At 73.0% G+C, this 23,841-nt stretch carries 27 protein-coding genes; 12 read left to right on the top strand and 15 right to left on the bottom strand.

Going from position 1 to position 23,841, the window contains the following annotated elements; genetic code table 11:
• Positions 1-19: 19 nt before the first annotated feature.
• A complete protein-coding gene (gene hutH, locus H291_RS0104780) occupies positions 20-1,777 on the bottom strand; it encodes a histidine ammonia-lyase (protein WP_020013839.1) in 1,758 nt (585 codons plus the stop codon).
• Between the two features lie 248 nt (positions 1,778-2,025).
• Between hutH and H291_RS0104775 the strand changes: the two genes are divergently transcribed.
• Positions 2,026-2,793 (top strand): IclR family transcriptional regulator, encoded by a 768-nt coding sequence (locus tag H291_RS0104775; RefSeq protein ID WP_020013838.1) that lies wholly within the window; start codon positions 2,026-2,028, stop codon positions 2,791-2,793.
• 311 nt (positions 2,794-3,104) lie between these two features.
• On the opposite strand, the gene H291_RS0104770 is transcribed toward H291_RS0104775, so the two are convergent.
• Positions 3,105-3,293 (bottom strand): hypothetical protein, encoded by a 189-nt coding sequence (locus tag H291_RS0104770; protein WP_020013837.1) that lies wholly within the window; start codon positions 3,291-3,293, stop codon positions 3,105-3,107.
• Between the two features lie 361 nt (positions 3,294-3,654).
• Between H291_RS0104770 and H291_RS0104765 the strand changes: the two genes are divergently transcribed.
• Complete coding sequence (locus H291_RS0104765) at positions 3,655-4,827, top strand: UDP-N-acetylglucosamine--N-acetylmuramyl-(pentapeptide) pyrophosphoryl-undecaprenol N-acetylglucosamine transferase (protein ID WP_020013836.1); 1,173 nt, start codon at positions 3,655-3,657, stop codon at positions 4,825-4,827.
• A gap of 13 nt (positions 4,828-4,840) precedes the next feature.
• On the opposite strand, the gene H291_RS0104760 is transcribed toward H291_RS0104765, so the two are convergent.
• Positions 4,841-5,662: a phosphotransferase gene (locus H291_RS0104760; protein WP_020013835.1), complete on the bottom strand. Its 822-nt coding sequence runs from the start codon at positions 5,660-5,662 to the stop codon at positions 4,841-4,843.
• Positions 5,663-5,925: 263 nt separating this feature from the next.
• Complete coding sequence (locus H291_RS0104750; protein WP_026365402.1) at positions 5,926-6,825, bottom strand: 1-aminocyclopropane-1-carboxylate deaminase/D-cysteine desulfhydrase; 900 nt, start codon at positions 6,823-6,825, stop codon at positions 5,926-5,928.
• A 77-nt stretch (positions 6,826-6,902) separates the two neighbouring features.
• Here H291_RS0104750 and def point away from each other — a divergent pair, with 77 nt between their 5' ends.
• Both def and H291_RS28690 read left to right on the top strand, forming a co-directional pair.
• The gene (gene def, locus H291_RS0104745; RefSeq protein WP_020013832.1) at positions 6,903-7,433 is read left to right on the top strand and encodes a peptide deformylase; all 531 of its coding nucleotides are present in this window, start codon (positions 6,903-6,905) and stop codon (positions 7,431-7,433) included.
• 68 nt (positions 7,434-7,501) lie between these two features.
• Positions 7,502-8,077, top strand: coding sequence for a shikimate kinase (locus H291_RS28690; protein ID WP_020013831.1), 576 nt, complete (start codon positions 7,502-7,504; stop codon positions 8,075-8,077).
• 42 nt (positions 8,078-8,119) lie between these two features.
• Here H291_RS28690 and H291_RS0104735 read toward each other — a convergent pair whose 3' ends face one another.
• Together H291_RS0104735 and H291_RS0104730 are read right to left on the bottom strand one after the other, a co-directional pair.
• Positions 8,120-9,031: an aminoglycoside phosphotransferase family protein gene (locus H291_RS0104735; protein ID WP_020013830.1), complete on the bottom strand. Its 912-nt coding sequence runs from the start codon at positions 9,029-9,031 to the stop codon at positions 8,120-8,122.
• Between the two features lie 27 nt (positions 9,032-9,058).
• Positions 9,059-9,451, bottom strand: a complete 393-nt coding sequence (locus H291_RS0104730) for a hypothetical protein (RefSeq protein ID WP_020013829.1) — start codon at positions 9,449-9,451, stop codon at positions 9,059-9,061.
• A 53-nt stretch (positions 9,452-9,504) separates the two neighbouring features.
• On the opposite strand from H291_RS0104730, the gene H291_RS0104725 reads away from it, so the two are divergent.
• The 4 genes from H291_RS0104725 to H291_RS0104710 all read left to right on the top strand — a co-directional run bounded on the left by H291_RS0104725 (position 9,505) and on the right by H291_RS0104710 (position 12,220).
• On the top strand, positions 9,505-9,933 hold the full coding sequence (locus H291_RS0104725; RefSeq protein WP_020013828.1) for a GNAT family N-acetyltransferase: 429 nt from the start codon (positions 9,505-9,507) through the stop codon (positions 9,931-9,933).
• Positions 9,930-10,271, top strand: a complete 342-nt coding sequence (locus H291_RS0104720; protein ID WP_020013827.1) for a hypothetical protein — start codon at positions 9,930-9,932, stop codon at positions 10,269-10,271. Before H291_RS0104725 ends, H291_RS0104720 begins: the two co-directional genes overlap by 4 nt.
• Complete coding sequence (locus H291_RS0104715) at positions 10,268-10,804, top strand: isochorismatase family protein (RefSeq protein WP_020013826.1); 537 nt, start codon at positions 10,268-10,270, stop codon at positions 10,802-10,804. Before H291_RS0104720 ends, H291_RS0104715 begins: the two co-directional genes overlap by 4 nt.
• A 222-nt stretch (positions 10,805-11,026) precedes the next feature.
• Entirely contained in the window at positions 11,027-12,220 is a 1,194-nt protein-coding gene (locus H291_RS0104710; RefSeq protein WP_020013825.1) for an MFS transporter, read from the top strand.
• 22 nt (positions 12,221-12,242) lie between these two features.
• Here H291_RS0104710 and H291_RS0104705 read toward each other — a convergent pair whose 3' ends face one another.
• Positions 12,243-12,722 (bottom strand): SRPBCC family protein, encoded by a 480-nt coding sequence (locus H291_RS0104705; RefSeq protein ID WP_020013824.1) that lies wholly within the window; start codon positions 12,720-12,722, stop codon positions 12,243-12,245.
• A gap of 264 nt (positions 12,723-12,986) precedes the next feature.
• Between H291_RS0104705 and H291_RS0104700 the strand changes: the two genes are divergently transcribed.
• Genes H291_RS0104700 through H291_RS34770 form a run of 3 tightly spaced genes read left to right on the top strand, consistent with a single transcriptional unit; the run spans position 12,987 to position 15,184 of the window.
• A complete protein-coding gene (locus H291_RS0104700; RefSeq protein ID WP_026365400.1) occupies positions 12,987-13,670 on the top strand; it encodes a YceI family protein in 684 nt (227 codons plus the stop codon).
• 57 nt (positions 13,671-13,727) lie between these two features.
• Positions 13,728-14,231 (top strand): sigma-70 family RNA polymerase sigma factor, encoded by a 504-nt coding sequence (locus H291_RS0104695; protein ID WP_020013822.1) that lies wholly within the window; start codon positions 13,728-13,730, stop codon positions 14,229-14,231.
• Complete coding sequence (locus tag H291_RS34770; RefSeq protein ID WP_020013821.1) at positions 14,228-15,184, top strand: anti-sigma factor family protein; 957 nt, start codon at positions 14,228-14,230, stop codon at positions 15,182-15,184. Before H291_RS0104695 ends, H291_RS34770 begins: the two co-directional genes overlap by 4 nt.
• 19 nt (positions 15,185-15,203) lie before the next feature.
• Here H291_RS34770 and H291_RS28685 read toward each other — a convergent pair whose 3' ends face one another.
• The 3 genes from H291_RS28685 to H291_RS0104675 all read right to left on the bottom strand — a co-directional run bounded on the left by H291_RS28685 (position 15,204) and on the right by H291_RS0104675 (position 17,668).
• Complete coding sequence (locus H291_RS28685) at positions 15,204-15,683, bottom strand: nitroreductase/quinone reductase family protein (RefSeq protein WP_232215991.1); 480 nt, start codon at positions 15,681-15,683, stop codon at positions 15,204-15,206.
• A gap of 95 nt (positions 15,684-15,778) precedes the next feature.
• Positions 15,779-16,645, bottom strand: coding sequence for an endonuclease I family protein (locus H291_RS0104680; protein ID WP_084467734.1), 867 nt, complete (start codon positions 16,643-16,645; stop codon positions 15,779-15,781).
• Between the two features lie 252 nt (positions 16,646-16,897).
• Positions 16,898-17,668, bottom strand: coding sequence for an SDR family NAD(P)-dependent oxidoreductase (locus H291_RS0104675; protein WP_020013818.1), 771 nt, complete (start codon positions 17,666-17,668; stop codon positions 16,898-16,900).
• 63 nt (positions 17,669-17,731) lie between these two features.
• Here H291_RS0104675 and H291_RS0104670 point away from each other — a divergent pair, with 63 nt between their 5' ends.
• Positions 17,732-18,316: a TetR/AcrR family transcriptional regulator gene (locus H291_RS0104670; protein ID WP_020013817.1), complete on the top strand. Its 585-nt coding sequence runs from the start codon at positions 17,732-17,734 to the stop codon at positions 18,314-18,316.
• Positions 18,317-18,356: 40 nt separating this feature from the next.
• Here H291_RS0104670 and H291_RS0104665 read toward each other — a convergent pair whose 3' ends face one another.
• Genes H291_RS0104665 through H291_RS28680 form a run of 5 tightly spaced genes read right to left on the bottom strand, consistent with a single transcriptional unit; the run spans position 18,357 to position 23,778 of the window.
• On the bottom strand, positions 18,357-19,859 hold the full coding sequence (locus H291_RS0104665; RefSeq protein WP_020013816.1) for a sulfatase-like hydrolase/transferase: 1,503 nt from the start codon (positions 19,857-19,859) through the stop codon (positions 18,357-18,359).
• Between the two features lie 4 nt (positions 19,860-19,863).
• Positions 19,864-20,865: an aliphatic sulfonate ABC transporter substrate-binding protein gene (locus H291_RS0104660; protein WP_026365398.1), complete on the bottom strand. Its 1,002-nt coding sequence runs from the start codon at positions 20,863-20,865 to the stop codon at positions 19,864-19,866.
• A gap of 8 nt (positions 20,866-20,873) precedes the next feature.
• Entirely contained in the window at positions 20,874-21,698 is an 825-nt protein-coding gene (locus H291_RS0104655) for an ABC transporter ATP-binding protein (protein WP_020013814.1), read from the bottom strand.
• The gene (locus tag H291_RS0104650; RefSeq protein ID WP_020013813.1) at positions 21,695-22,507 is read right to left on the bottom strand and encodes an ABC transporter permease; all 813 of its coding nucleotides are present in this window, start codon (positions 22,505-22,507) and stop codon (positions 21,695-21,697) included. Before H291_RS0104650 ends, H291_RS0104655 begins: the two co-directional genes overlap by 4 nt.
• Positions 22,504-23,778: an ROK family transcriptional regulator gene (locus tag H291_RS28680; protein WP_084468047.1), complete on the bottom strand. Its 1,275-nt coding sequence runs from the start codon at positions 23,776-23,778 to the stop codon at positions 22,504-22,506. Before H291_RS28680 ends, H291_RS0104650 begins: the two co-directional genes overlap by 4 nt.
• Between the last annotated feature and the right edge of the window lie 63 nt (positions 23,779-23,841).

The following is a 23,841-nucleotide window of genomic DNA, read 5'->3' as shown; positions in this document are numbered from 1 at the left end:
CGGGCGGGTGCGGGCGGGTTCAGTGGAGCTGTCCGACGGCGTCCGCGGCGGCCGCCGCGACCTGCCCGCCGGTCACGAGCCCTACGACGTGCTCGATCTCCGGCGCCAGGTACCGGTCGGGTCCGGGACCGGGCACGACGGCGCGGACGGCGTCGTGCACCGCGCCCGTTCCCGCGGCCGGGGCCTCTTCCCGCAGGTCGAGCGCGCGCGTCGCCGTCAGCACCTCGATCGCGAGCACGCGGCCGAGCCCGTCCACCGAGCGGCGCAGCTTGCGGGCGCCGGACCAGCCCATCGACACGTGGTCCTCCTGCATGGCGGAGCTCGGGATCGAGTCCACGCTCGCGGGAGCGGCCAGGCGCTTGAGCTCCGAGACGATCCCGGCGGCCGTGTACTGGGCGATCATGTGCCCGGAGTCGACGCCGGGGTCGGCCGCCAGGAAGGCGGGCAGCCCCTCGGAGCGCGCCACGTCGAGGAACCGGTCGGTGCGCCGCTCGCTCATGCTGGCCAGGTCGGCGGCCGCGATGGCGAGGAAGTCGAGCACGTAGGCGACGGGCGCCCCGTGGAAGTTGCCGTTCGACTCGACGCGCCCGTCCGTCGTGACGACGGGGTTGTCGATCGCCGAGGCCAACTCCCGGCCCGCGACCGTGGCGGCGTGGTCCAGCGTGTCGCGGACGGCGCCGTGCACCTGCGGCGCGCAGCGCAGCGAGTAGGCGTCCTGCACGCGGGTGCACGCGGGGTTTCCGGCGTCGTCCAGCTCGCGGTGGCTCGCCATCAGGGGCGAGCCCGCCAGCAGGCGGCGCAGGTTCGCCGCCGACGCCGCCTGGCCCGGGTGCGGTCGCATGCCCACCAGGTCCTCGGCGAACGGTGCGTCCGAGCCGAGGAGGGCCTCGACGGACAGGGCGGCGGCGACGTCGGCCGTGGTGAGCAGGCGGCGCAGGTCGTGGATCGCGAGGCAGAGCATGCCGAGCATGCCGTCGGTGCCGTTGATGAGGGCCAGGCCCTCCTTCTCGGCGAGGACGAGGGGCTCGATCCCGGCGTCGGCGAGCGCCTGGGCGGCGTCGACGACGCTCTCGCTGGTCGAGCTTCCCTCGCTGGTCGAGCCTGTCGAGACCCCCGAGCCGACCCCGCTGGTCGAGCCTGTCGAGACCCCCGAGCCCGTCGAGGCCCCGACCCGCACCTGCCCCTCCCCCATGGCGGCGAGCGCAACGTGGGCGAGCGGCGCGAGGTCGCCGGAGCAGCCGAGCGACCCGTACTCGTGCACGACGGGCGTGATGCCCGCGTTGAGCATCGCGGCGTAGGTCTGCGCCGTGACCGGACGGGCGCCCGTGTGTCCGGTCACCAGGGTCGCGAGGCGCAGGAGCTGCAGCGCTCGCACCACCTCGGTCTCGACGTGCGCGCCCGAGCCCGCGGCGTGCGAGCGCACGAGGCTGAGCTGGAGCTGGGCCCGCATCTCGGTGGGGATGTGCCGGCGGGCGAGCGCGCCGAAGCCGGTGGAGACGCCGTAGTGGGGCACGGTGTCGTGCGCGAGGTCCTCGATGACGGCGCGGGTCCGCTCCATGCGGGCCAGCGCTGTCTCGTGGATCTCGACGGACACGCCGTGGCGGGCGACGGCGACGACCTGCTCCACCGTGAGCGGTGTGCCATCGAGGACGACGTGCCCGGGCAGGTCGCTGTTCTGCGCGTCCTGGTGCGGGTCCTGGCGCTGCTGGTCCTGGGGCAGCTCGGTGCCGGCCGCGCCGGTGGCGGGCGTCGTCGCCGCGTCGTGCAGGGTGCTCATGCGCTCATAGAACCCCGCCAGGGCCTCCGTGGCGCGGCCGGAACCGGCGATAGAGTCTGGGATACGAGACATCTGCCCCGAGCGAGATCGGGGGTGCGGGTCGTGGAGTGCGTGTGGTCGGTAGTTCGGGGTGGTCGGCAGAACGTCAGGTAGTCGGTAACCCGGGTTGCCGACTACCTGACGTTCTGCCGACCACCCGGAACTGCCGACCAGCCAACTCAGCATCAGCCCCAGCAGGAGGTCACCCCGTGGGCACCAGCAGCGCCGTTCCCGCCGCGCGCCACACCGCGCGGCTGCTCTCGTTCCTCGCGGCGCAGCCCGGGCCGGTGCCCGCGGGCGCGATCGCGCACGGCATCGGGGTGCCCCGCTCCAGCGTCTACCACCTGCTTTCGGTGCTGGGCGACGAGGGCTTCGTGCGGCACTTCCCCGACGAGCGCCGCTACGGCCTGGGCGTCGCGGCCCTCGGCCTGGGCAGCGCGTACACGCGGCAGGCGCCGCTCACGAGGCTGGCCGCGCCCGTCGTCGCGCGCCTGGTGGAGGCCGCCGGCGAGAACGGGCACCTCGCGGTGCTCAACGGCCGCGAGGTGTTGTATCTGGTGGAGCAGCGGGCGGCGGGGCGCCCGCCCCTGGTGACCGACGTCGACGTCCACCTCCCGAGCCACCTCACCGCGAGCGGGCGGGCCGTGCTCGCGCTGCTGCCGCCGGCGCAGGTGCGGGCCCTGTACCCGACGCCGGGTTCGTTCACGGACCTGACCGGCTCGGGACCGAGCACCCTGCGCGAGCTCCGCGACGTGCTCCGGCTGTCGCGCGAGCGTGGCTTCGCGGTGGAGGACGGCGAGGTGACGGCGGGCTTCGCGTCGGTGGCCGCCGCCGTCGTCGACCACACGGGACGACCGGTCGCGGGCCTGGCGATCACGTTCCGCTCCGAGTCGTACGACGACGCCGCCCGCGCCGGGCTCGCGGAGCAGGCGACCAAGGCAGCCCAGGAGGTCAGCCGAAGGCTGGGGGCAAGGTGAGGTCCAGACGACGCCGACGATCGCGCAGAGGGGCGGGCGTGCTCGTGGGTCGGTCGGCACTCTGCATCGAGGTCGGCACAGGCCTGGACCGACCTCGATGCAGAGTGCCGACTTCGCGCTGCAAACTGCCGACCTCAGGGGGGCGAACAGCGGCCGGACACCGCCGCGAAAAGGGCTCCTGAACTGCAAGAATGCGCCGTTCTACAGCCCATTCGAACAGCAGGCAAAAGCATCTTCTCCGATGCCCCGGACAACGCGCCTGGCGTCGTCCGGAATTGACGTCGCCGCACCCTCCGCACGGGCGCCGCGGCTCACTTCATCGAGAGGTCGACCAGCGGGACGGTGAACTCTCGGGACCGCAGCGGGCCGGGAGCCACCACCACGGCCTCCTTACCAGCCCAGCCCTGCCGGACGGTCTTCACGATGCCCTCGGAGCCGCGCTCCATGCTCGACATCCCGGTCACCCTCACGTAGACGCCCGTGGCGATCACGCCGGCCATAACCTTCTACTCTCTGTCGCAATTCCGAGCCAGGGCCGACCGATTTTCAACGTTCGTCTCGTGACCATTTGGCACCCAGATCGATGGGTGGCCGAGATCCTGCCAGCAATTACGGAGAGCCGTCAAGACAAATGCAGAAGTAGAAATAGAACACATTTCCAGCATTCATGTCGGCACATTTCTTTACTCGAACGCCCGTTTCCGTAGGTCTGCGCCAGGCCCTCCCCGGCCGCATCCTGCGGACCCCACCCCGACACGCTGACCTGGGACTATCCGTACCTCACTGGCGAAGCGGACGACCGCCGCAGACCCCCTAGAGTGGGCATCACACCCCTTCCGCCGCCGTCCTGGGAGATGTCTCGTGAGTTCACAGCCGTCCGAGTTCCGCCTGCTCGTCACCGGTGGCGGCACCGGCGGCCACACCTACCCGGCGCTCACCACGCTGCGCGCGCTCCAGGCGCGGCTGGCCGAGGAGGGCACCGCGGTGAGCGTCCTCTGGGCGGGCACGGCCGACGGGCTGGAGGCCCGCGTCACGGCGTCCGAGGGCATCCGGTTCGTGCCGGTGGCCACGGGCAAGCTGCGCCGGTCGAGCAACCCGCTGGGCATGCTGTCGGCCAGCAACATGAAGGACATGGCGCGGGTGCCGCTCGGCGTCGCGCAGGCGCGGTCGATCGTCTCGGAGTTCAAGCCCGACGTGATCCTCTCGACCGGCGGCTACGTCGCCGTGCCGGTCGGCATCGCGGCGGGGCTGCTCCGGCGTCCGCTCGTGGTGCACGAGCAGACCGTCCGGCTCGGCCTGGCCAACCGCCTGCTGGCCAAGCGGGCGACGCGCGTCGCGGTGTCCTCGCCGTCGACCATCGAGCTGCTGCCGGAGGCGGTGCACGAGCGGGCCGTCGTGACCGGCAACCCGGTGCGCGCCGAGGTGCTGACCGGCGAGCCGATCAAGGCCGTCGACGCGCTCGGCCTCGACTCGTTCGACCCCGACCTGCCCGTCCTGTACGTCACGGGCGGTGCCCAGGGGTCGGTGCAGATCAACGACCTGGTCGCCGAGACGCTGCCCTGGCTGCTCCAGCGCGCCAACGTGATCCACCAGTGCGGCCCGAACAACCTCAAGGAGATGTTCGAGCGCACCGCGAAGCTCGGCCCCGAGCTGGCTCCGCGCTACCGGGTGCTCGGGTTCGTCGGGGCGGAGCTGCCGGACGTGCTGGCGCTGGCCGACGTCGTCGTCTCCCGGAGCGGGGCCGGGACCCTCGCCGAGCTGACGGCGCTGGGCAAGCCCGCCGTGCTGATCCCGCTGGCGTCGGCGGCCGGGAACGAGCAGGTGCTGGGCGCCCGCCGCCTCCAGGACCTGGGCGCGGCGGTCTCGCTGGAGGGCGACCTCAGCTTCTCCGACCTCCGTGGGGCGTTGGCCGGCCTGCTCGACGACGCCGGACGGCGCGACCGCATGGCCAGGGCCGCACGGAGCAACGGCGTGCCGGACGCCGCCGAGCGGCTCGTCGACCTGCTGCTGGAGGTCGCGAAGCCCGGGGCGTGAGCCTCGGCTTCGGTCAGGCGAACCGCTCGCGGACGACGACGTCGGCCAGCCGCCGCACGGGCTCCGCGACCTCCGGGTGCGCGCCGATGTCGACCAGCCGCAGGTACTTCTCCGCCGCGGCGAGCTGGGCGACCGCGCCCGAGTAGGTGCCGAGCACGTCGGCGAACTCGGCGCGGACGCGGGCGGCGATGTCGGGCTGGAGGACGGCGGAGCAGGCCAGGACGGCGGCGTCGTACCCGGCGGGCGCCCAGCCCCAGTACTCCCAGTCGAGGATCGTCAGGCGCGGGCCCGTGAGGTTGCCGAAGTGCAGGTCGCCGTGGGCCACCTCCCACTCGACGCGGCCGGCGTCGATCTCGATGCCGAACCGGGCGCGGATCGCCTCCGTGAGCTCCTCGGGCCGGAGCACCCGGCGTTCGGTGCCGGTGGCGGCGCGCAGGGCGTCGAGGCCCGCCCGGAGCGCGGCCCACCAGGTGTCGGGCAGGTCGACCGGGTGGTCCAGCACCAGGCTGGAGCCGACGGCGGGCTCGTCCACGAGGGTGAGCAGGTCCGCCCGGACGACCTGGCCGCCGTCGGCCCACTCGGCGGAGTGCAGGTGCCGGGGCATCGGGACGGCGTCGAACGGCGCGCCCGTCGCCGTCGCGATGCCGTCCCAGTACTCGCCGCGAGCCCACTGCGGCTCCTGCGCGGTGACCCGCAGCCACGCGGGCCCCGACGTCCGGACGGCGAGTGTGCGGTCGTAGGACCCGCGCACCGGCTCGCCGTCGATCGTCACACCAAGGCGGACGGCGGCCGCGGCGAGCTGCTTGGCGAGCCAGTCCCGGCGTTCGTCTGACATGTGTCTCCCCTGGTGTCGCGACCCGCCCGCGATCCTGGCGGGGGCGGGGGCGTCCGGCAAGTGCACGTCGTCGGGACCTCACCAGGCGAGGGCAGCTCGAAGCCGGGCACGTATCACGGTGCGCTGCAGATGGTGATCGACCCCAGCGGACGCACCATGCACGGGATGTGGCTCGGATTCGGGCGCCGGTTCAGCGTGAACGCCGGCGAGTGGACCCTCACCTGGCAAGAGGGATCCACCAGAAAGTCCGCCCAGCGGGGTTACTACGAGCAGATCTGATCGTCGAAGTCCGGCCCAGTGATCACCGCGACGATCTGGGTCCCTGCCGGAAACCGGCCCTGAGCCACAAGGTCATAGATCCCGAACATCATCTTGGCCACGTAGACCCAGTCGAGCCTCAAGCCGTGGCGGCTCTCGAAGTCATCGACGAACGCTGTCAGCTCGGGCTTGGTCTTGGCGTATCCACCGAAGTGATAGCCGGTTTCGACCTGCCAGTTGCTGGTCGCATCACCCAGCGCATCACGCTGGAGAGTCGCGACATCGTCGACCAGGAAATCTCCGCTCTTGAGTGACGAGAAACCGATCGCACGTTGCCCGGCACTCAGCCCCGCCGCGATACCAGCCAGGGTGCCACCAGTGCCGACACCACAGCAGATGACGTCGAAGTGCTCGGCGATCTCGCCGACCATCTCGGCGCACCCGCGCACGGCCAGAGCGTTGCTGCCACCCTCCGGAATCAGATAGAAACCCCCGAGATCACGATGAAGTTGGTCGATCACCACCGGATCGGCCTTCATTCGATACGTCTGTCGATTCAGATAGGTCAGTTGCATTCCATGGTCGACGGCGAACTGCAGCGACGTGTTCAGCGGGTCGTACGCCTCGCCCCGGATGACGCCGATCGTCTCGAAACCGAACAGAGCACCTGCAGCCGCCACCGCCCGAATGTGATTGGAGTACGCACCACCAAACGTCAGCAGCCTCGGGGCACCAGCCGCACGAGCTGCCTTGAGGTTGTACTTGAGCTTGCGCCACTTGTTGCCCGGCAGATCCGGATGGATCAGGTCATCACGCTTGAGCAGGAGACGGACGCCAGCGGCATCGAGGCGTTCGTCATCCAACACCTCGATCGGTGAGGGGAGCAATAACGCCGGCGCGGCCATGACGACAGTCTGGCATCGGGCACGTTCGATGCCGCCTAGCCTGTGCAGGCAGACCACATCTCGGAGGCGACCTGACCATGCATCTCACCGACGACGATCTCGTCACCATCGGGGACCCCCGCCTCAAGGCGCCCACCGCGGAGATCGAGGCCACTGAGGCGCGCGACGTCCTCGACGCCCTGACCACCCTGCTCCGCAGCCTCCACGGCGCCGGGCTCGCCGCGCCGCAGATCGGCATCTCGGTCCGCGCCGCGATCATCGAGGTCCGCAGGACCGAGATGTTCCCCGACCGGCCCGAGACCGGCCTGATCCAGATCCTGAACCCCACGATCCTCGAGCGCTCCGCCGAGACGGTGCTCGACTGGGAGGGCTGCTTCAGCGTGCCCGGCTACATGGGCCTGGTGCCGCGGTCCGAGCGCATCACGGTGCGGTACACCGACGAGACCGGGCAGACGGTCACCGACGAGGTCACCGGGTACGCCGCCCGTGTGTTCCAGCACGAGATCGACCACCTGGACGGGCTGGTCTACCTCGACCGGATGCCTGACATGACGACCCTGACCACCACGCAGAACTACCTCGACCACCGCCGGCCGGGAGCCGCCTGAGTCGGATCACGCCGAGCCCGACCTATAGGTGATACTGGGATATTTCACCCAGTAGCCGGAGGCTCTCGATGATCCTGGTTGGCCCGCTCGCGGCAGGGAAGTCCACGCTCGGCGCGCTCGTCGCCGAGCGGCTCGGTCACGCGTTCGTCGACATCGACGACATCGCCTGGTCCTACTGCGCCGAGGTCGGCTGGAGCCTCGACCGGCTGCTGGAGCGCGACGACGCCGTCGGCTGGGCAGCCGCGGAGCGCGAGTGGGAGCCGGCCCGCGCCCACGCCGTCGCGCGGGCCGTCTCGGAGCACCCGGACGCCGTGATCGCGCTCGGCGCCGGGTACACCAGCTTCACCGACCCCGCGTGCGCCGAGCAGGTGCGCCGCGCGCTGGCGCCGGTCCCTGACGTGATCCACCTGCTGCCCAGCCCCGACCCGGAGCGGTCGGTGACCGTGCTGCGCGAGCGCGCGGTCGCCGCCCGGGGCAAGGACTGGATCATCGAGGGGCGCGACTGGATCGCCGCCTGGGTGGCCGACCCCCTGGCCGCCGAGGTCGCCGCCGCCACGGTCTTCACCGACGGCGTCGGCCCCGGCGAGTCAGCCGACCAGCTCGTCGCGCTGCGGGAGTGCCTCCTCGCCGAGCTGGCGGCTTAGGCCGAGCGACGGCGACCCGGGATCAGCGACAGCGCCCCGGGATCACGCCGTCGCCAGCAGCCGCTCCAGCGACGCCCGTGCCGGCGGGCCCCACGACTTCTTGCCGCCCGGCCGGCCGTGCTCGCCGGCCTCGCCGATGAGCAGCCCCACCAGCGACTTCGCCACGGCCCAGCCGCGGGCGCGCCGGAGCGTCGCGTCGTCCACGGCGGGCCCGTAGGCGGCGTGGAAGGCGTCGACCCCGCCGTCCGGCAGGAGCAGCCAGGCCGCGGCGAGGTCGACGGCCGGGTCACCGGCGAACAGGTCACCGAAATCGATGACGCCGCACAGGGTGCCGTCCGCCGTCAGCACGTTGGCCGGGTGCAGGTCACCGTGCAGCCACAGCGACGGGCCCGCCCACTCGGGCGCCGCGGCGGCGTCGTCCCAGACGGCGCGCACCGCCTCCGGGTCGGCGACCAGGCCCCGCTCCACGGTCTCGGCGAGCTGCAGCGCGAAGCCCGGGGTGTGCTCGGCGAGCGCCCCGCCCCGGCCACGGCCCGACGGCGCCCCCTCGGGAGCGGGCCGGTGCAGCGCCGTCAGGAACTCGGCCAGCGTCCGCGCGGCCTCCTCGCCCCGCGTGACCGGGGAGCGGTCGGCCGGCGCGCCCGGCACCCAGGTGGTCACGAGCCAGGGCCGCGGGAACCGCTCGGCCGGCTCGCCGAGCCGCTGCGGCACCGGGACCGGCAGGGGCAGGCCCGGCGCCAGCGCGGGCAGCCAGGCGTGCTCCTTGCGCAGCAGCTCGTCCGCGGACTCCGTGGCCCACGGCAGCCGGACGGCGAGCTCGTCACCCAGGCGCCAGAGCTGGTTGTCCCAGCCGCGGGCGCCGAGCTCCAGCGGGAGCTCTGCCAGGTCAGGGTGCTGTTCGCGGAGCAGGTCCCGGATCAGGTGGGCGTCGATCACGGTGTCGGCATGCGTCATGCGCAGCCACGGTAGCGGGGTCCGGGATCACGACCGGTCGTACTGCACGTAGAACCGCACGGCGTCGGTCGCATCGGGCTCGTCCAGGGTCCCGGTCGCGACCACCCCGGTGCACACCCGGCGCAGGTCGATCAGGCTCCGGACGGGACACTCCTCGCCCTCGGGCGCCACCTCGGCCGCGAGCGCCGCGCCCGTCGTGCCGGCCGGGGCCAGCACGGTCAGCTCCTGCCAGCAGCCTCCCGAACCGCAGCCGATGTCCACCGAGGTGACGCGGGCGCCGTCGGGCAGGTCCGGGAAGGTCGACACGGGCGGCACCGCGGACTCGTCGAGGGCCAGCCACAGCGGGGGCGCCGCCAGGACCGCGCCGACGAGCGCGAGGCCCGCGATCACGAGCGTCACCACGGTGCGGGTTCGCAGCATGCGCAGACTCTACGGGTGCCGTTCGTCCGGCGAACCCGCCTTAGGGTGCTCGCATGAGCGACGTCCCCTACGTCCTGGTCCCGACCGCCCCCAGCCTCGACGAGTACCTGCACCTGCGCTCGGCCGCAGGCCTGTCCCCCAAGTCCGCCGAGCAGGCCGCGCCCGTGCTGACGGCGAGCTGGGCCTTCTGCCACGTCCGCGAGGCCGCGACGGACCGCGCCGTCGCCATGGGCCGCACGCTCGGCGACGGCGGCTGGTACTTCCACATCGCGGACATCGCGACGCTGCCCGAGCACCAGAGCCGCGGCCTGGGCCGCCGGGTCATGAACTGGCTCCTGGACCAGATCGCGGACCGCGCCCCCGCGGGTGCCTACATCACGCTCAACGCGGACGAGCCGGGCCGGCCCCTCTACCGCAGCCTGGGCTTCGTCGAGACGGCGCCGGCGAGCATCGCGATGCGCCTGGCACGGCGCGAGCCATGACGTCGAAGCCCCGCGGCCGCACGCCCTGGATCGTGGCGGCCGTCCTCACCGCGGCCGTCGTCCTGCTGGTCGCGCTCGGCATGGCCGCGTTCGACACCGCCCAGGACCGGTGGGCCTGGCGCCTCGCCGACCTGGACCGCAACGAGCTGCACCTCTCGCCGCACCCGGACGCGATCGAGGACGGGACCGTGGTCCAGGAGTCCGCGAGCGATGTGGTGGTCGAGTACTCCCGCGAGATCCAGGACTGGACGGGGCAGCCCACCGGGGACGCCGACACCGTCTGCTACCACTTCCCCCTCACCGACCCCGACCGTTTCAGAGAGGTCCCCTGCCCATGACCACCGCCGTCCTCCTGATCGACCTCCAGGCCGACGTCGTCCGCGGCTGCTTCGACGCCGACGGCGTCGTCGCCCGCTCGGCCGCCCTCGCGGAGCGGGCCCGCGCCGCCGGGACGCCCGTCGTCTGGGTGCAGCACCACGAGCCCGGCCTGGAGCGGGACACACCGGGCTGGGCCTTCGCGGACGGGCTCGCCCGCCACCCCGACGAGCCGCTGGTACACAAGGCCTACCGCGACTCGTTCGCCGACACCGACCTCGGTGAGGTGCTGACCGGGCTCGGCACGACGCGCCTGGTCGTGGCCGGCGCGCAGTCCGACTTCTGCGTGCGCACGACGACGCAGCGAGCCGCCGCGCTTGGCTACGACGTGACGCTCGTGAGCGACGCGCACACCACCACCGACACCGAGTGGGACGGCGTGCCGATCACCGGCGAGCAGATCGTGGCCCACACCAACATGTACTTCTCCGGGCTGCGGTATCCGGGCGCCACGTTCGGCGTGGCCCGGCACGACGAGGTTCCGCTGGGCAGCTAGTCCTGCTAGCGTCCCTGGCAGTCGTCCGGGTCCGCATCGGCCCGGGCACATCGTTTGCATACCGCCCGGTGTCGGGGGCGGCGGCAGGGGCGCGTGTCCCGTCCCACCGCAGCCCAGGATGCCCCCAGGCGGGCCACGGGTCGCACCCCAGCAGCACTTCGCAGCACCAGGCGCCGGCGACCCCGGGTGGCCCGTCCCGCCGGACGGCGACGAAGGACACCCATGTCTGCTGCCACCGGCGGCTACCGCTCACTGCTGCGCGCGCCCGGCGCCGCCGCCTTCTTCATCAGCGCCACCTCCGGCCGGGTCGGCATCGCCATGACGGGCCTCGGCCTGGTCTGGCTGCTGCACGACCGGACCGGCTCCTACGCGACGGCCGGACTGGCCACCGCAGCCTTCGCCCTCGCGGAGGCGCTCGTGGGCCCGCACCTGGCCCGGCTGGTCGACCGGTTCGGCCAGACCCGCATGCTCCCCCTCTACCTGGTCGCGCACGGCTGCGCCGTCGCCGGCGTCCTGCTGTCGACGACGCCGGCCGGTGCGGTCGTCGCCGCGGCCTGCGCGGGCGCGGCGGTGCCCCAGCTCGGCGCCCTGTCCGCCGCCCGCTGGGCGCACCTGCTGCACGGCACGCGGGACGACGACCTGCCCACCGCGTTCTCCCTGGAGTCGCTCGCGAACGCCACGAGCTTCCTGCTCGGGCCGGTGCTGGTCACCGCGCTGGGCGCGGCGGGGTACCCGACAGCGGGCAGCTTTCTGGCGGCCGGGCTGATCCTCGGCGGCGGCACCGCCCTGGCCCTCCAGCGCCGCACCGCGCCGCCGCCGCACCCGCTCGGCGAGCACGCCAGCGCCGGGCGGGCCGCGCGGTCCTCGCTGCTCGCTCCGGCGTTCCTGCTGCTGGCCCTGCTCAACCTCGCGATCGGCCTCTACTTCGGCACCATGGGCGTGGCGGTCACGGCGTTCGCCGTCGGCCAGGGCACGCCCGGGGCCGCGACGCCGATCATCGCCGCCGGGAGCCTCGCCGGCCTCGCCTCGGGCTGGCTGTACGGCCGACGACGGCGCGGCACCCCGGCCCGCGTGCAGCTCGTGGCCGTCACCACCTATCTGACGGCGACGGCGGCGCTGCTGCCGTTCGCGCCGTCGGCGGGCTGGCTCGGCGCGGCCCTGGTGCTCACCGAGGCCGCCGTGCCGCCCACCCTGGTGCTGCTCACCGTGCTGACCGAGCGGTCGGTGCGGGCGTCCGTGCTCACCCAGGCGTTCACCTGGAACAACTCCGCGAGCGCCGCCGGCTCGGCGCTGGCGGCGTCGCTCGCGGGCCGGGCCGCCGACGTCTGGGGCGCGCCGGCCGCCCTGGCGCAGGCACCGGTGGCGGGGCTGCTGCTCGTGGGCCTCGCCGTCGTCCTGCTGCGGGTACGGCGGTGACGGGGCCGCGCGCCGACGAAAGTCAGGCGCCCGCTACGTATACCGCCATCTTGTCGAGGCACGCCTCCAGCCCCTGCTGCGACATGTCGCGGGCCGCCGCACTGGTGTACCCGTGCTCGACCATGTGGATGCGGCTGCGCCCGTCGCCGAGGCCGGTGATCTCGACCTCGTGGTGCCCCTCGGCGGGCACGTCCGGCATCGGCGGAGCCTCGGGGAGGCCGGCGGCGTCGGTGAACCGGAACGTGTACTCGATGCGCCGCACCGGCTCGACGACCGTGAAGTCCCAGGTGGACCACGTGTCTCCGCCGCCGTACTCGGCGGGGGCGCGCATCGCGAGCAGGGCGCGGCCGCCCACCCGCAGGTCGACCTCGGCGGCGGGGCAGGTGAACGGGCCCGGCCCCCACCAGGCGCGCAGGCCCTCGGGCGTGCTCCACGCGGCCCACGCCGCCTCCACGGGTCCGTCGAGGTCGCGGGTCACGTCGACGTCGAAGGTGTCGGTCATGCTGCCTCCAGGTGCGCTCGGGGGGCGCGACACGCGTCCCTGCTGCTGTAGACGGCACGGCACAGCGGAACTCATCCCCTCCCCTCCCCTCCGGGGAAATGAGATCGGTCGCCTGCCTTGAGACCGGTCAGTTGACGGACCGCTCTCGATACAGGGGACCGAAGTCGATGAGTTCGGTCCCCTGATTGAACCGATCTGCCATTTCGCCCGTAGTACCGGGCAGAGGCTGATATCCGGTCGGCCTGCGAACGAGAGGGGCGGCACGTGCGCACTGGGGCAAAGGTAGGCATCGGCGTCGGAGCGGCAGTGGTCGTCATCGGCGGGGCGGCGGCGATCTTCGGGCCGGGCCTCTACGCGGACTGGGCCAACGAGGCAGCGGAGGCGGCCCCGAGCCTCGCGGCGGAGGCGGCACCCCTGCCCGACGCCGAGGCCGCGGCCGGCACGTGGACCGTGACCGACGGGTCCTTCGCGGGCTACCGCGTGGACGAGGTGCTCCAGGGCGAGGACGTGACGGTGACCGGGCGCACCGAGGACGTCACGGGTTCGGTCACGGTGGCGGACGGCGCCATCACCGCCGCCGACATCGAGGTGGACATCGCGAGCGTGGCCACGGACGAGGCCAACCGCGACGGGTACTTCCGCGACACCGCGATGGAGGTGGACCAGTTCCCGACCGCGACGTTCGTGCTCACGGAGCCCGCACCGATCGAGGAGGGCGCCACGTCCGTCGCGCTGACCGGCGACCTCACCGTGCACGGCGTCACGCAGCCGGCCACGGTCGACGCCGAGGTGGCGGGCGACGCGACCAGCGGCGACCCCGTGCAGGTGGTGGGCAGCGTGCCGGTCACGTTCGAGGACTTCGGCGTCGAGGCGCCGGACCTGGGCTTCGTGACGGTGGAGGATGAGGGCAGCATCGAGTTCTCGCTGCAGCTGGCCCCGGGCCAGTGACCGCGCGGTAGCCGGGCCGGGAACGAGAGAGCAGCGACGACAGGGAAGGAGCCGCTCGTGGGTGCCGAGGACGAGCTCCTCGAGGCGGTGCACGACACGCACGCCGACGCGCTGTACCGGTACGTCGTGCGCCGCACGGGCGACGAGGAGGAGGCGCGCGACGTCGTGCAGGAGACCCTGCTGCGCGCCTGGCGGCACCCGGAGGTGCTGGAACGCTCCGAGGACTCCGTGCGCGCATGGCTGTTCACGGTGGCGCGCAACCTCACGGTGGACCACCTCCGCAGCGCCCGGCGCACCCGCGAGCACCCGACCGGGCACGTGCCCGACCGGGAGGGTCGCGACACGACCCAGGCCGTGCTGGACTCGTGGCTGGTCGCCGACGCGCTGCTGTCGCTCTCGCCGCCGCACCGCGCGGTGGTGGTGGGCGCGTACTACGGGGGCCGCTCGGTGGCCGAGCTCTCGGCCGAGCTGGGCGTCCCGGCGGGGACGGTCAAGTCCCGCCTGCACTACGGCCTGCGGGCGCTGCGGCTGGCGCTGCAGGAGAAAGGAGTCACGGCATGATCCCCGCGGGGACAGGAGACGGCGACGAGTTCGCCGAGTGGGACGCGGCCTACGTGCTCGGCGCCCTCGGCCCGAGCGACCGGCGCGCCTACGAGCGGCACCTGGCCGGGTGCGCCGCGTGCCGCTCCGCCGTGGCCGAGCTCGCGGGCCTGCCGGGTCTGCTCGGCACCATCAGCCCCGCGCACGCGCGGGCGCTGACCGAGGACGACGCCGTGCCTGGTGCGCCAGCGGACGGCGGGGCGGTGGGCGTCGGGGGCGGCGGCGTCGGGGGCGGCGGCGTCGGGCTCGGGGGCCGCACGGTCGACAGCGCCGGGCACCGCACGGCCGACGACGGCGGCCCGTCCCCCGCCGTCCGCGCACCGGTGGTCCCGCTCGCGCCGCTGGCCCGCGCCGCGCGCCGCTCCCGGTTCCGGCGCCGCGCCCTGGGCGCTGTGGCCGCGAGCGCCCTGGTGGTCGCCGGGGCGGTGGGCGGTTCGGTGCTCTCCGGGGGCGGCCTGTTCGGCACGTCGGACGGCGGCACCCCGCTCGGGGCGGGCGCCACGGCGTCGTCGGCCCCGCCGTCGTCGGCCACCCCGCCGTCGAGCACGCCCCCCGGAACCACGGCGGCCGAGGCCCGGACCATCGAGCTGCGACCCGTCGACGGCGCGGACATGCGCGCCGAGGTGGTGGCGACGCCCACCACCTGGGGCACCAAGTTCAAGTGGTCGTGCCACTACCCGCCCGATCCCGGGGACCAGCCGCCGGAGGGCGCCTACATCCCGTCGGAGCCGATCAGGTACGAGCTGGTGCTCGTGGGCCGGGACGGCGCGCGCACGGTCGCGGCGACGTGGTCGTGGTCGGGCGGCGAGACGACGGGGCTGGACGCGTCGACGGCGGTGTCGCTCACGGACATGGACCGCATCGAGATCACGCTCGGCGGGCACGAGGAGGCGCTGGCGACGGCCACGCTGTGACCTGCGCCGTCGTCGCTCTTCAGGAGTGCCCGGGCTCCTCCCACCGCTCCAGGACCACGACCGCCGTCTCGGTGGTACGCAGCGCGGCGTACGCGTCGAGCCGGTGGTCGTAGGTGCGCCACGCGGCCCAGAGCCGGTCGCGTTCGGCGCCCTGCGCGGCGTGGGCGCGCACGGTGCGGGACTCGCCGACGAGGTCCACGGTGGCCTCGGGGTGGACCTTGAGGTTGAGCCACCAGTTGGGCTCGCCGTCGGCCCAGCCGTTCATCGCGAGGGCGACCAGGTCGGCGCCGTCGTCCAGGTAGGCGAGGATCACGCTGTGCTCGCACCCGGTGCGACGCCCCGTGGTGGTCACGCGCAGCATGCCCCAGCGGTGTCCGCGGGGGCGGCGCAGGCCGAGCCGGCCGCCGCTGACGCGGTACATGCCGCGGTGCACCTGCCAGGCGAGCCGGACGAACCAGCGCGGCGGGATCCGCGGGGCTGAGCTCACCTCGTTCGACACGGTGACCACCTCCGGTGCTCCCTCCAGGGTACGGAGACCAGCCGTGTCAGACCTACAGGTCACCCGGGTGACCTGTAGGTCTGACACGTGCAGGGTCAGCCCCAGATGGCGTCGGCCCACTCCGGGTGGTCGACGAACGGGTTCCGGTTGTGCTGGAACTGCTCGTAGATGACGTCGTTCCGGTTGGCCTCGAACGTGGACACCGGGTCGGCGTCGTTCCACTCCAGCAGCGTGGAGAGCTTGCCGTGGTACGGCGCGGATCCGTTGTTCACGGTGTCGTTGGGCTCCAGGTCGGCGAAGCTGTCCTCGCCCTCCCAGCGCACGGCCATGTACAGGATCATCCGCGCGACGTCGCCCTTCACCTCGTCGCGCGGCTCGAACGAGTCGGAGTCGGTGTAGTTGCCGGGCGCGCCGGACACCGTGCTGCCGCCCTCGTCGAAGTCCTTGTTGCCGCGGATGCTGTTGACCTGCACGTCCGTGGGGCGCAGGTGGTGCAGGTCGGTGCCGGGCCCGGTGGCCGTGCCGAAGTCGCCGTGCGACTTGGCCCAGACGTGCTCGCGGTTCCAGTCGCCGACGTCGCCGCCGTTCAGGCTCTTGGCGCGCGACTCGCCCGTGTACAGGAGGATCACGTTGTCCGGGTTCGCGGGGTCCTCGTCGCTGGCCATCAGGCCGTCCCACACCTCGCTGTAGGAGACCGAGTCGCTCACGCTGATGATGTCGTTCAGCTCGGCCTTCAGCGCCTCGCCCGTCAGGCCCTCGGCGCTGTCGTAGTAGCCGGCGGGGACGTCAGACGGCGCGGCGTCGGCTGCCGCGACGGTCGCCGCGCCGTCCTGCGCGACCGCGCCCGGCGCCGCGACCAGCACCCCGGCGGCGACCGCCAGGGCCGACAGCCCGCTCCCCCAGGCCTTTCCGAGACCCTGTGCCCGCCCGAGACCCCGTGCCCGTCCGAGACGTGTGCGCATCGTCGACCTCCGTGTGAGTCCGCCCGCGACCCCCTGCGGGCCCCGGTGCCGCCACCACACTTCCACGCCGGGAGCGTGACCTGTCGTGCCATCAGTAAACTTTGGGTGAAATCTACCGACAAGCCTCGCTTTCATCCGATCACGGACCATGCACTTGCTGCCAGATGCAGCGCGATACCGGCAGAAAGTGCATGGTCGGTACGTCGGAGTCGGACCGTCGGGCTCGGGCCGTCGGAGTCAGGCCGCCGGCCGTCAGGCGGCCACGACCGCCACGCCGGTGCGCCCGCCGTCGACGTCGAGCACCGAGCCGTGCACGAACCGCGCGTCGTCGGAGGCGAGGTACGCCACCGCGGCGGCGATCGCGTCCGGGTGCCCGGGCGCGCCGGCCGGGGTGCCGAGCGTCATGTTCTCCGAGAACGAGACGGCCGGGTCGAGCTCCGGCGGGCGGACGACGCCCGGCGAGACCGCGTTGACCCGCACGCCCTGGGCGCCGAGCTCGGCGGCCCAGGACCGCGTCAGGGACTCCAGCGCGGCCTTGGTCGAGGCGTAGGCGCCGCCCGACGGCGCGGCCAGCCGCGCGACCCACGAGCCCAGGTTGACGATCGCGCCGCCGCCGTCGGCCACCATCCGGGGCGCAACGGCCTGGGTGAGGAAGTACGGCGCCTTGACGTTCACGGCGTAGAGCTGGTCGAGCGCGTCGGCGTCGGTGTCGGCCAGGGTCGGGGCCGTGCGGTAGATGCCGGCGTTGTTCACCAGCACGTCGATCCGCCCGCCCAGCACGTCCGCCGCCTCGGCCGCGAGCGCGTGGCTCGCCTCCCGGCTGCCGTCGAGGTCGGCCCGGACGAAGTCGGCCTTTCCGCCGTCGGCCCGGATGCCCGCGACGACGGCCTCGCCGCGCTCCGCGTCCCGGCCGGAGACGACGACGTGCGCGCCCTCCGCCGCGAGCCGCTGGGCGATGGCGCGGCCGATGTTGCTGGTGGAGCCCGTGACGAGGGCGGTGCGGTCCTGCAGTCGCTGTGTCATGCCCTTGACGCTAGGAACCAAATTTTGGACCAGCAAGTACAAAAAACGACTACAGTCGACGACGTGAAGTTCACCCCGAAGGGCCAGGCGACCCGGCAGCGCATCGTCGAGGGCGCCGCCGAGTACCTGCGGAGCAACAGCCCGGGCTCCGTCACGCTGGACGACGTCGGCGCGGTGACGCGCACGAGCAAGGGCCAGATCTTCCACTACTTCCCCGACGGCAAGGAGGGGCTGCTGCTCGCCGTGGCGCGGCACGAGGCGGACGGCGTGCTGACCGACCAGGAGCCGCACCTCAGCGCGCTCGACACGTGGGAGTCGTGGACCGCGTGGCGCGACGCCGTGGTCGCTCGGTACCGGGCCCAGGGCCGGCACTGCCCGCTCGGCGCGCTGATGGACCAGATGTCGGGCTCGCCCGGCACCGCCGAGGTGATCACGGAGCTGCTGGCGCAGTGGCAGCGGGCGATCCGCGCCGGGGTGGTCTCGATGCAGGCGAGCGGCCAGGTGCGTGCCGACCTGGACCCCGACCGGACGGCGGCGGCGTTCGTCGCCGGCATCCAGGGCGGGGTCCAGGTACTGCGCGCCACGGGCCGGTCCGACCAGCTCGAGGCCGCGTTCGACCTGATGATCGACTACCTGCGCAGGGCGTGACCGCGACCGGCCACGCCCCGCCCGACCTGGCTGCGCCGGCCTACCGCGCCGCGTACGTCGTCTCGTCCAGGCCCGACTGGGTCGGGTCGTGGTCCACCTCGCCGACGTCGTACATCGTGGTCATCCAGTGGTAGAAGTTGTCGCCACGATCCCGGAGCAGCCGGTACAGCCGCCCCATCATGCGGCGCCGCACGTCGGCCAGGCCCGGGTCGGCGTAGGCGTAGGCGTTGGTCAGCTCGTCCGGGTCGGTGTGCAGGTCATAGAGCTCGTTGACCGAGTCCGGGTTGACCACCAGCTTGTACCGGTCCTCCCGCAGCATGCGCTGCGGGTAGGGGAAGTGGTGGCCGTGGAACTCGCACACGATGTCCTGCTGCCACTCCACGTCCTCACCGGCCGCCAGCGGCAGCAGGCTGCGCGAGTCCACCGCGGGTGCCGGGTCGATCCCGGCCAGCTCCAGGATCGTGGCCGTGCAGTCCAGCAGGCTGACGAACTCGGTGCGCACCTGGCCCGCAGGGCCGCCCGGTACCCGCAGCAGGCCGGGCGTGCGGTAGATGTCCTCGTACATCGCCGGACCCTTGTCGTGCAGCCGGTGCGCGCCCGTGAACTCGCCGTGGTCGCACGTGAAGAACACCGCGGTGTCGTCCACGAGCCCCAGCCGCTCCAGCGCGTCCATGACGCGCCCGATCTGCTGGTCGATGAGCGTCACGTAGCCCCAGTAGACCGCGATGAGCTTGCGCGTCACCTCGATCGGCATGGTGTCGAACGTCCAGTGCGCGCTGTAGTTGGCCTGCACGGGCGGCTTGCCCTCGAACGTCTCCGCGATGGAGGCGGGCAGCTCGACGTCGGCCGGGTCGAACATGTCGAAGTACTCGTCCGGCACGATGTACGGCAGGTGCGGGCCGAAGAAGCTCAGCTCCAGGAAGAAGGGCCGCTCCCCCGACCGGAAGTCGTCCGCGTACCGTTCCAGCAGCTCGATGGTGCGCGTGGCCAGGTAGTGCTCGAACGTGGCCTCGACCGGCTGGTGCAGTCGCGCCGCGAGCAGGTTGCCGGGGCCGCCGTTGGGCAGCGTGCCGCGCACGCGGTCGCTGATCTCGTACGGCGGCAGGTCGTGCTCCGCCAGGTAGGCCAGGTAGTCCGGGTTGTCGACCGGGTTGTGCCAGCCGGGCAGGTCCGGCCCGTCGAACCCGAACGACGCCGCGTTCTTCTCCGTGCCCGCGTGCCACTTGCCGACCAGGCCGGTGTTGTACCCGCGCTCCCGCAGCGCCTCCACGAAGGTGAAGGTCCCCTCGGCCAGGTCCTCCTGGTAGCCCACGTTGCGCTCGTGGTTGGCCAGCACCTGGTGCCGGAACGGCGCCTGCCCGGTGAGCAGGCTCGCGCGCGACGGCGTGCAGATCGCCGTCGGCGTGTACCAGCGGTCGAACCGCGTGCCCGACGCCGCGAGCCCGTCCAGCACCGGCGTGGACGCCAGCGGGTTGCCGTAGGCGCCCAGCGTGTCGGCCCGGTGCTGGTCGGTCATCAGGAACAGGACGTTCTTGGCTGCCACCGCGTCACTCACCCGCCTTGACGAACTGGTCGCCCAGGTAGAACTCGCCCGGGTCCACGGCCTCCGGGAGCTGCCCGGCCCCGACGAAGTAGTCCTGCATGCCGGTCAGCCACGTGTCGGTGGTGCCGTCCTGGGTCAGCCCGTCGATCTCTTCGGCGTCGAGCACCTGCACGTTCGCGGCGTCCGCCTCGACGTCGGCCTCCGGGAGGTCGTTGAACTCGGCGGTGAGCGCGATCGCCTCGTCCATGTTCTCGGTGCGGTAGGCCATGGCCTCGCGCAGCACCTTGAGCACGGCGTCGACCTTCTCGGGGTCGTCGGCCACGACGTCGTTGCCGGCCACGAACGCCGTCGGGAACGCGACGGTCTCCTCGAAGTCGGTGTTCTGGGCGAGCTCCACGAGGTCGGGCACCTGCTTCTTGACCGTCGCGAGCGCCGGGTACCAGAAGCCGGCGGCGTCGACCTGCCCGGAGGAGAGCGCGGCCACGATGGCCGGCGGCTCCATGGGCACCAGCTCGACGTCGTCCTTGGTCATGCCCGCCTCCGCCAGGGCGAGGGTGAGGATCATGTCGCCCGAGGTGCCCTCCGGCACGGCGACGGTCTTGCCCTTGAGGTCCTCGACGGAGTCGATGCCGGGCTGCGCCACCACGCGGTCGGCGCGGCCGAGCGTGTTCAGGGCGACCACCTTGGCCTGCCCGGAGGCGGGCAGCCAGAAGGCGCCGGGCCCGATGTACCCGAAGTCGAGGTCGCCCGTGCCGAGCGCCTGGATCTGCAGCGGGCCGTTCGTGAACGACGACGTCGTGGCGTCGATGCCGTGCTCGTCCCACAGCCCCTGGTCCTCGGCGATGGCCAGCAGGCTGGTGCCGTTGAAGTCGGGGATGTAGCCGAAGCTGACCTCGATCGTGCCGTCCTCGCCGCCGGCGCCGGCCTCGGCGGAGCAGGCACCGAGGGACAGCACGAGGGCGAGGCCGGCCGCGGCCGCGCCGAGAGTTCTCCTGGAGATTCGCATGGGGGTCCTCAGTTCTTGGTCCGGGTCTGGGGCTGGGTCTGGGGCTGGGTCTGGTGGTACACGGCGCGCCACACGCGGTTGCGCAGCTCGGCGAACTCGGGGCTGAGCCGCACCTCCTCGGTGCGCGGGTACGGCAGGTTCACGTCGACCACCTCGTGGATGCGGCCCGGCCGGGCGGCCATGACCACCACGCGGCCGGCGAGGAACACGGCCTCGTCCACGTCGTGGGTGATGAACAGGACGGTGCGCTTCTCGGTGCTCCACGTGTCCAGGAGCTGCTCCTGGAGCCGCACGCGGGTCAGGGCGTCGAGCGCCCCGAAGGGCTCGTCCATCAGCAGGATCGACGGGTTGACGGCGTAGGCGCGGGCGATGGCGCACCGCTGCTTCATGCCGCCCGACAGCGTCTTGGGCAGTGCGTCCGCGAACTGCTCCAGGCCCACCAGGCGCACGTAGTGCTCGGCGCGCTCGCGCCGCTCGGCGGCGGGCAGGCCCGCGACCTTGAGACCGAACTCGACGTTCTTGCGCACCGTGAGCCACGGGAACAGCGCGTACTGCTGGAAGATGACGCCGCGCTCGGGGCCGGGGCCGGTCACGCCGGCGCCGTCCACCAGCACCTCGCCCGACGTCGGCGTCTCCAGGCCCGCGACGATGTTCATCAGGGTGGACTTGCCGCAGCCCGAGGGGCCCACGACGGTGACGAACTCGTTGTCGGCCACGTCGAGGTCGACGCCGTCGAGCGCGACGAACTCCTCGTCCTTGAGGGCGAACGTCTTGCGGGTCTGACGCACCGAGATCTTGGCGGTGCCCGTCAGGGTGGGGGTGTCGGTGCTCATCGTCGTTCCTGCCATCCGGTCAGCCGGGTCTCCGCGAGCAGCAGCAGCCGGTCCATCACGAGGCCGAGCACGCCGATGGCGACGATGGAGACGAAGATCGTCGCGAGGTCGTAGTAGGTCTGGGCCTGCTGCATGCGGAACCCGAGGCCCGCCTGCGCGGCCAGCAGCTCGGCGGCCACGAGGGTGGCCCACGCCGAGCCGAGGCCCACGCGCATGCCCACGAGGATGAACGGCGAGGACGCCGGCACCACCACGCGCAGGAAGATCGTGCCGTCCTTGGCGCCGAGCACGCGGGCCGCGTTGATGAGCGTCCGGTCCACGCTGACGACGCCCTGGTACGTCGAGATGACGCAGGCCAGGAACGCCGCGAGGAAGATGACGAACACCTTGGGCAGCTCGCCGATGCCCATCAGCACCAGCACGAGCGGCAGCAGCGCCAGCGGCGGGATGGTGCGGAAGAACTGGATCCACGGCTCGAACAGGCCCCGGGCGGGTGTGTACCAGCCCATGAGGAACCCGACCGGGATCGCGGCGGCCGAGCCGAGCAGGAACCCGGCCAGGACGCGGCCGAGGCTGGCCAGCAGGTCCTCGGCGAGGGTCCCGCTCGCGGCGAGCTCGATGCCCTTGGCCAGCACCTCGGGCGGCGTCGGGAGCTGGAGGCCGGTCAGGGCCAGCACCCACCAGACCCCGATGCCACCCACGATCGAGACGGCGTTCAGGGTCAGCAGCGTGGCGTGCTTGCCCGCCCGGCGGCGGGGTGGTGACCCGTTCCTCGCCGGGGTGGGGGTCGACACGGTCGACGTGGTCACAGGGTTCTCCTCAGGCGTGCGTGCAGGGGTGCGGGCATCGGGGTGCGCAGGGTTCCGCGCAGGTCCTCGCGTCCGTCGGCGGCCTCGGGCTGGGGGTAGCCGACCAGGAGCGGGGAGAGATGGAAGGCGGCGGCCAGGGCGCCCAGCGCCCCGTCGGTGTCGCGCAGCCGCCCGGCCCGGACGACGACGGGCTCGTCGGTGGGCAGCGGGTGCAGCTCGTAGCGCAGCGTGGCGGCGGCCTGCTCGACGATCACGGGCGCGACGTGCACGATCTCGCCGCCGATCACGATCTCGTCGGGGTCCAGGGTCAGGGCCGCCATGCTCAGCACGCGCCCGACGGCGGCGCCGACCTCGCGCAGCACGCCCTCGACCACGGGGTCGCTGGTGGCGACGACGGCGGCGAGGTCGTCGAGCGTGCTCACCTCGACGCCCTTGGCCCGGCACGCCGCGAGCACGGCCGGGGCGGAGGCCACGGTCTCCAGGCAGCCGCGCTTGCCGCAGCGGCACCGGCTGCCGGCGGGGTCCACCGACACGTGCCCCAGCTCGCCGGCGAACCCGTGCGCCCCGGTGCCGATCCGGCCGCAGACGACGAGTCCGCCGCCCACGCCGTCGGACAGCCGCACGTACAGGAGGTCGGTCGCGTTCTCGGGCTGCGACACCGCCTCCGCGAGCGCCGCCAGGCGCGTGTTGTTGTCGACGACGACGGGCGCGCCGAACCGCTCGGCGAACGCGCCGTGCACGTCGTGCGGGGCGGAGCGGCGGGCCCAGGAGACCTGCTTGCCGTCGACGCGCCACCCGCCGTACGGGCCGACGACGCCGATGCCGACCGCCTGGAGCTCGCCGAAGTGCAGGCCGTGCTCCTTCGCGAGCCGGTCGACGAGCCGGAAGGCGCGGTCGAGGCGCTCGGTCCACGGGGTGTCGTCGTCGTAGTGCTCGACGCCGGACGCGACGGTCTCGCGGGCGGCGTCGGCCACGGCGGCGCGCACCCGGCGGTGCCCGAAGTCGACGCCGAGGTACTGGCCCGAGCCCGGGTCGAGCGCGAGCCGCTCGGCGGGCCGGCCGCTGCCACGCCGGGTGGCGGCGTCGGTGTCGACCACGACGACGGCGCCGCGGCGCAGCAGCTCGGCCGTGGTCTCGGACAGGGTGGTGCGGGACAGGCCCACGCGGCGGGCGAGCTCGGCACGGCTCAGGGGGCCGTCCCGCAGCGCGGCCACCACGCGGCTCTCGTGGGCCCGCCGTGCGGCGCTGCCCGGTGTTGTCGTCGTCGACATGCTGGCGACCATAAGGACCCCCGAATTTTTCCGTCAACGACCCGGCAGAAAAACCAACCAATT

The sequence above is a fragment of the Promicromonospora sukumoe 327MFSha3.1 genome (genome assembly GCF_000385135.1).
Taxonomy (GTDB): Bacteria; Actinomycetota; Actinomycetes; order Actinomycetales; family Cellulomonadaceae; genus Promicromonospora; species Promicromonospora sukumoe_B.
Note: the sequence above shows the minus strand (reverse complement) of the source record. Positions and strands in the feature narration are given on the sequence as shown.

Bases quoted from the DNA above. Each gene is read 5' to 3' on its own strand.
- hutH (WP_020013839.1), bottom strand. From the start codon at position 1,777: ATGAGCACCCTGCACGACGCGGCGACGACGCCCGCCACCGGCGCGGCC.
- H291_RS0104770 (WP_020013837.1), bottom strand. From the start codon at position 3,293: ATGGCCGGCGTGATCGCCACGGGCGTCTACGTGAGGGTGACCGGGATG.
- H291_RS0104760 (WP_020013835.1), bottom strand. From the start codon at position 5,662: ATGTCAGACGAACGCCGGGACTGGCTCGCCAAGCAGCTCGCCGCGGCC.
- H291_RS0104750 (WP_026365402.1), bottom strand. From the start codon at position 6,825: ATGGCCGCGCCGGCGTTATTGCTCCCCTCACCGATCGAGGTGTTGGAT.
- def (WP_020013832.1), top strand. From the start codon at position 6,903: ATGCATCTCACCGACGACGATCTCGTCACCATCGGGGACCCCCGCCTC.
- H291_RS28690 (WP_020013831.1), top strand. From the start codon at position 7,502: ATGATCCTGGTTGGCCCGCTCGCGGCAGGGAAGTCCACGCTCGGCGCG.
- H291_RS0104735 (WP_020013830.1), bottom strand. From the start codon at position 9,031: ATGACGCATGCCGACACCGTGATCGACGCCCACCTGATCCGGGACCTG.
- H291_RS0104730 (WP_020013829.1), bottom strand. From the start codon at position 9,451: ATGCTGCGAACCCGCACCGTGGTGACGCTCGTGATCGCGGGCCTCGCG.
- H291_RS0104725 (WP_020013828.1), top strand. From the start codon at position 9,505: ATGAGCGACGTCCCCTACGTCCTGGTCCCGACCGCCCCCAGCCTCGAC.
- H291_RS0104720 (WP_020013827.1), top strand. From the start codon at position 9,930: ATGACGTCGAAGCCCCGCGGCCGCACGCCCTGGATCGTGGCGGCCGTC.
- H291_RS0104715 (WP_020013826.1), top strand. From the start codon at position 10,268: ATGACCACCGCCGTCCTCCTGATCGACCTCCAGGCCGACGTCGTCCGC.
- H291_RS0104710 (WP_020013825.1), top strand. From the start codon at position 11,027: ATGTCTGCTGCCACCGGCGGCTACCGCTCACTGCTGCGCGCGCCCGGC.
- H291_RS0104705 (WP_020013824.1), bottom strand. From the start codon at position 12,722: ATGACCGACACCTTCGACGTCGACGTGACCCGCGACCTCGACGGACCC.
- H291_RS34770 (WP_020013821.1), top strand. From the start codon at position 14,228: ATGATCCCCGCGGGGACAGGAGACGGCGACGAGTTCGCCGAGTGGGAC.
- H291_RS0104680 (WP_084467734.1), bottom strand. From the start codon at position 16,645: ATGCGCACACGTCTCGGACGGGCACGGGGTCTCGGGCGGGCACAGGGT.
- H291_RS0104675 (WP_020013818.1), bottom strand. From the start codon at position 17,668: ATGACACAGCGACTGCAGGACCGCACCGCCCTCGTCACGGGCTCCACC.
- H291_RS0104660 (WP_026365398.1), bottom strand. From the start codon at position 20,865: ATGCGAATCTCCAGGAGAACTCTCGGCGCGGCCGCGGCCGGCCTCGCC.
- H291_RS0104655 (WP_020013814.1), bottom strand. From the start codon at position 21,698: ATGAGCACCGACACCCCCACCCTGACGGGCACCGCCAAGATCTCGGTG.
- H291_RS28680 (WP_084468047.1), bottom strand. From the start codon at position 23,778: ATGTCGACGACGACAACACCGGGCAGCGCCGCACGGCGGGCCCACGAG.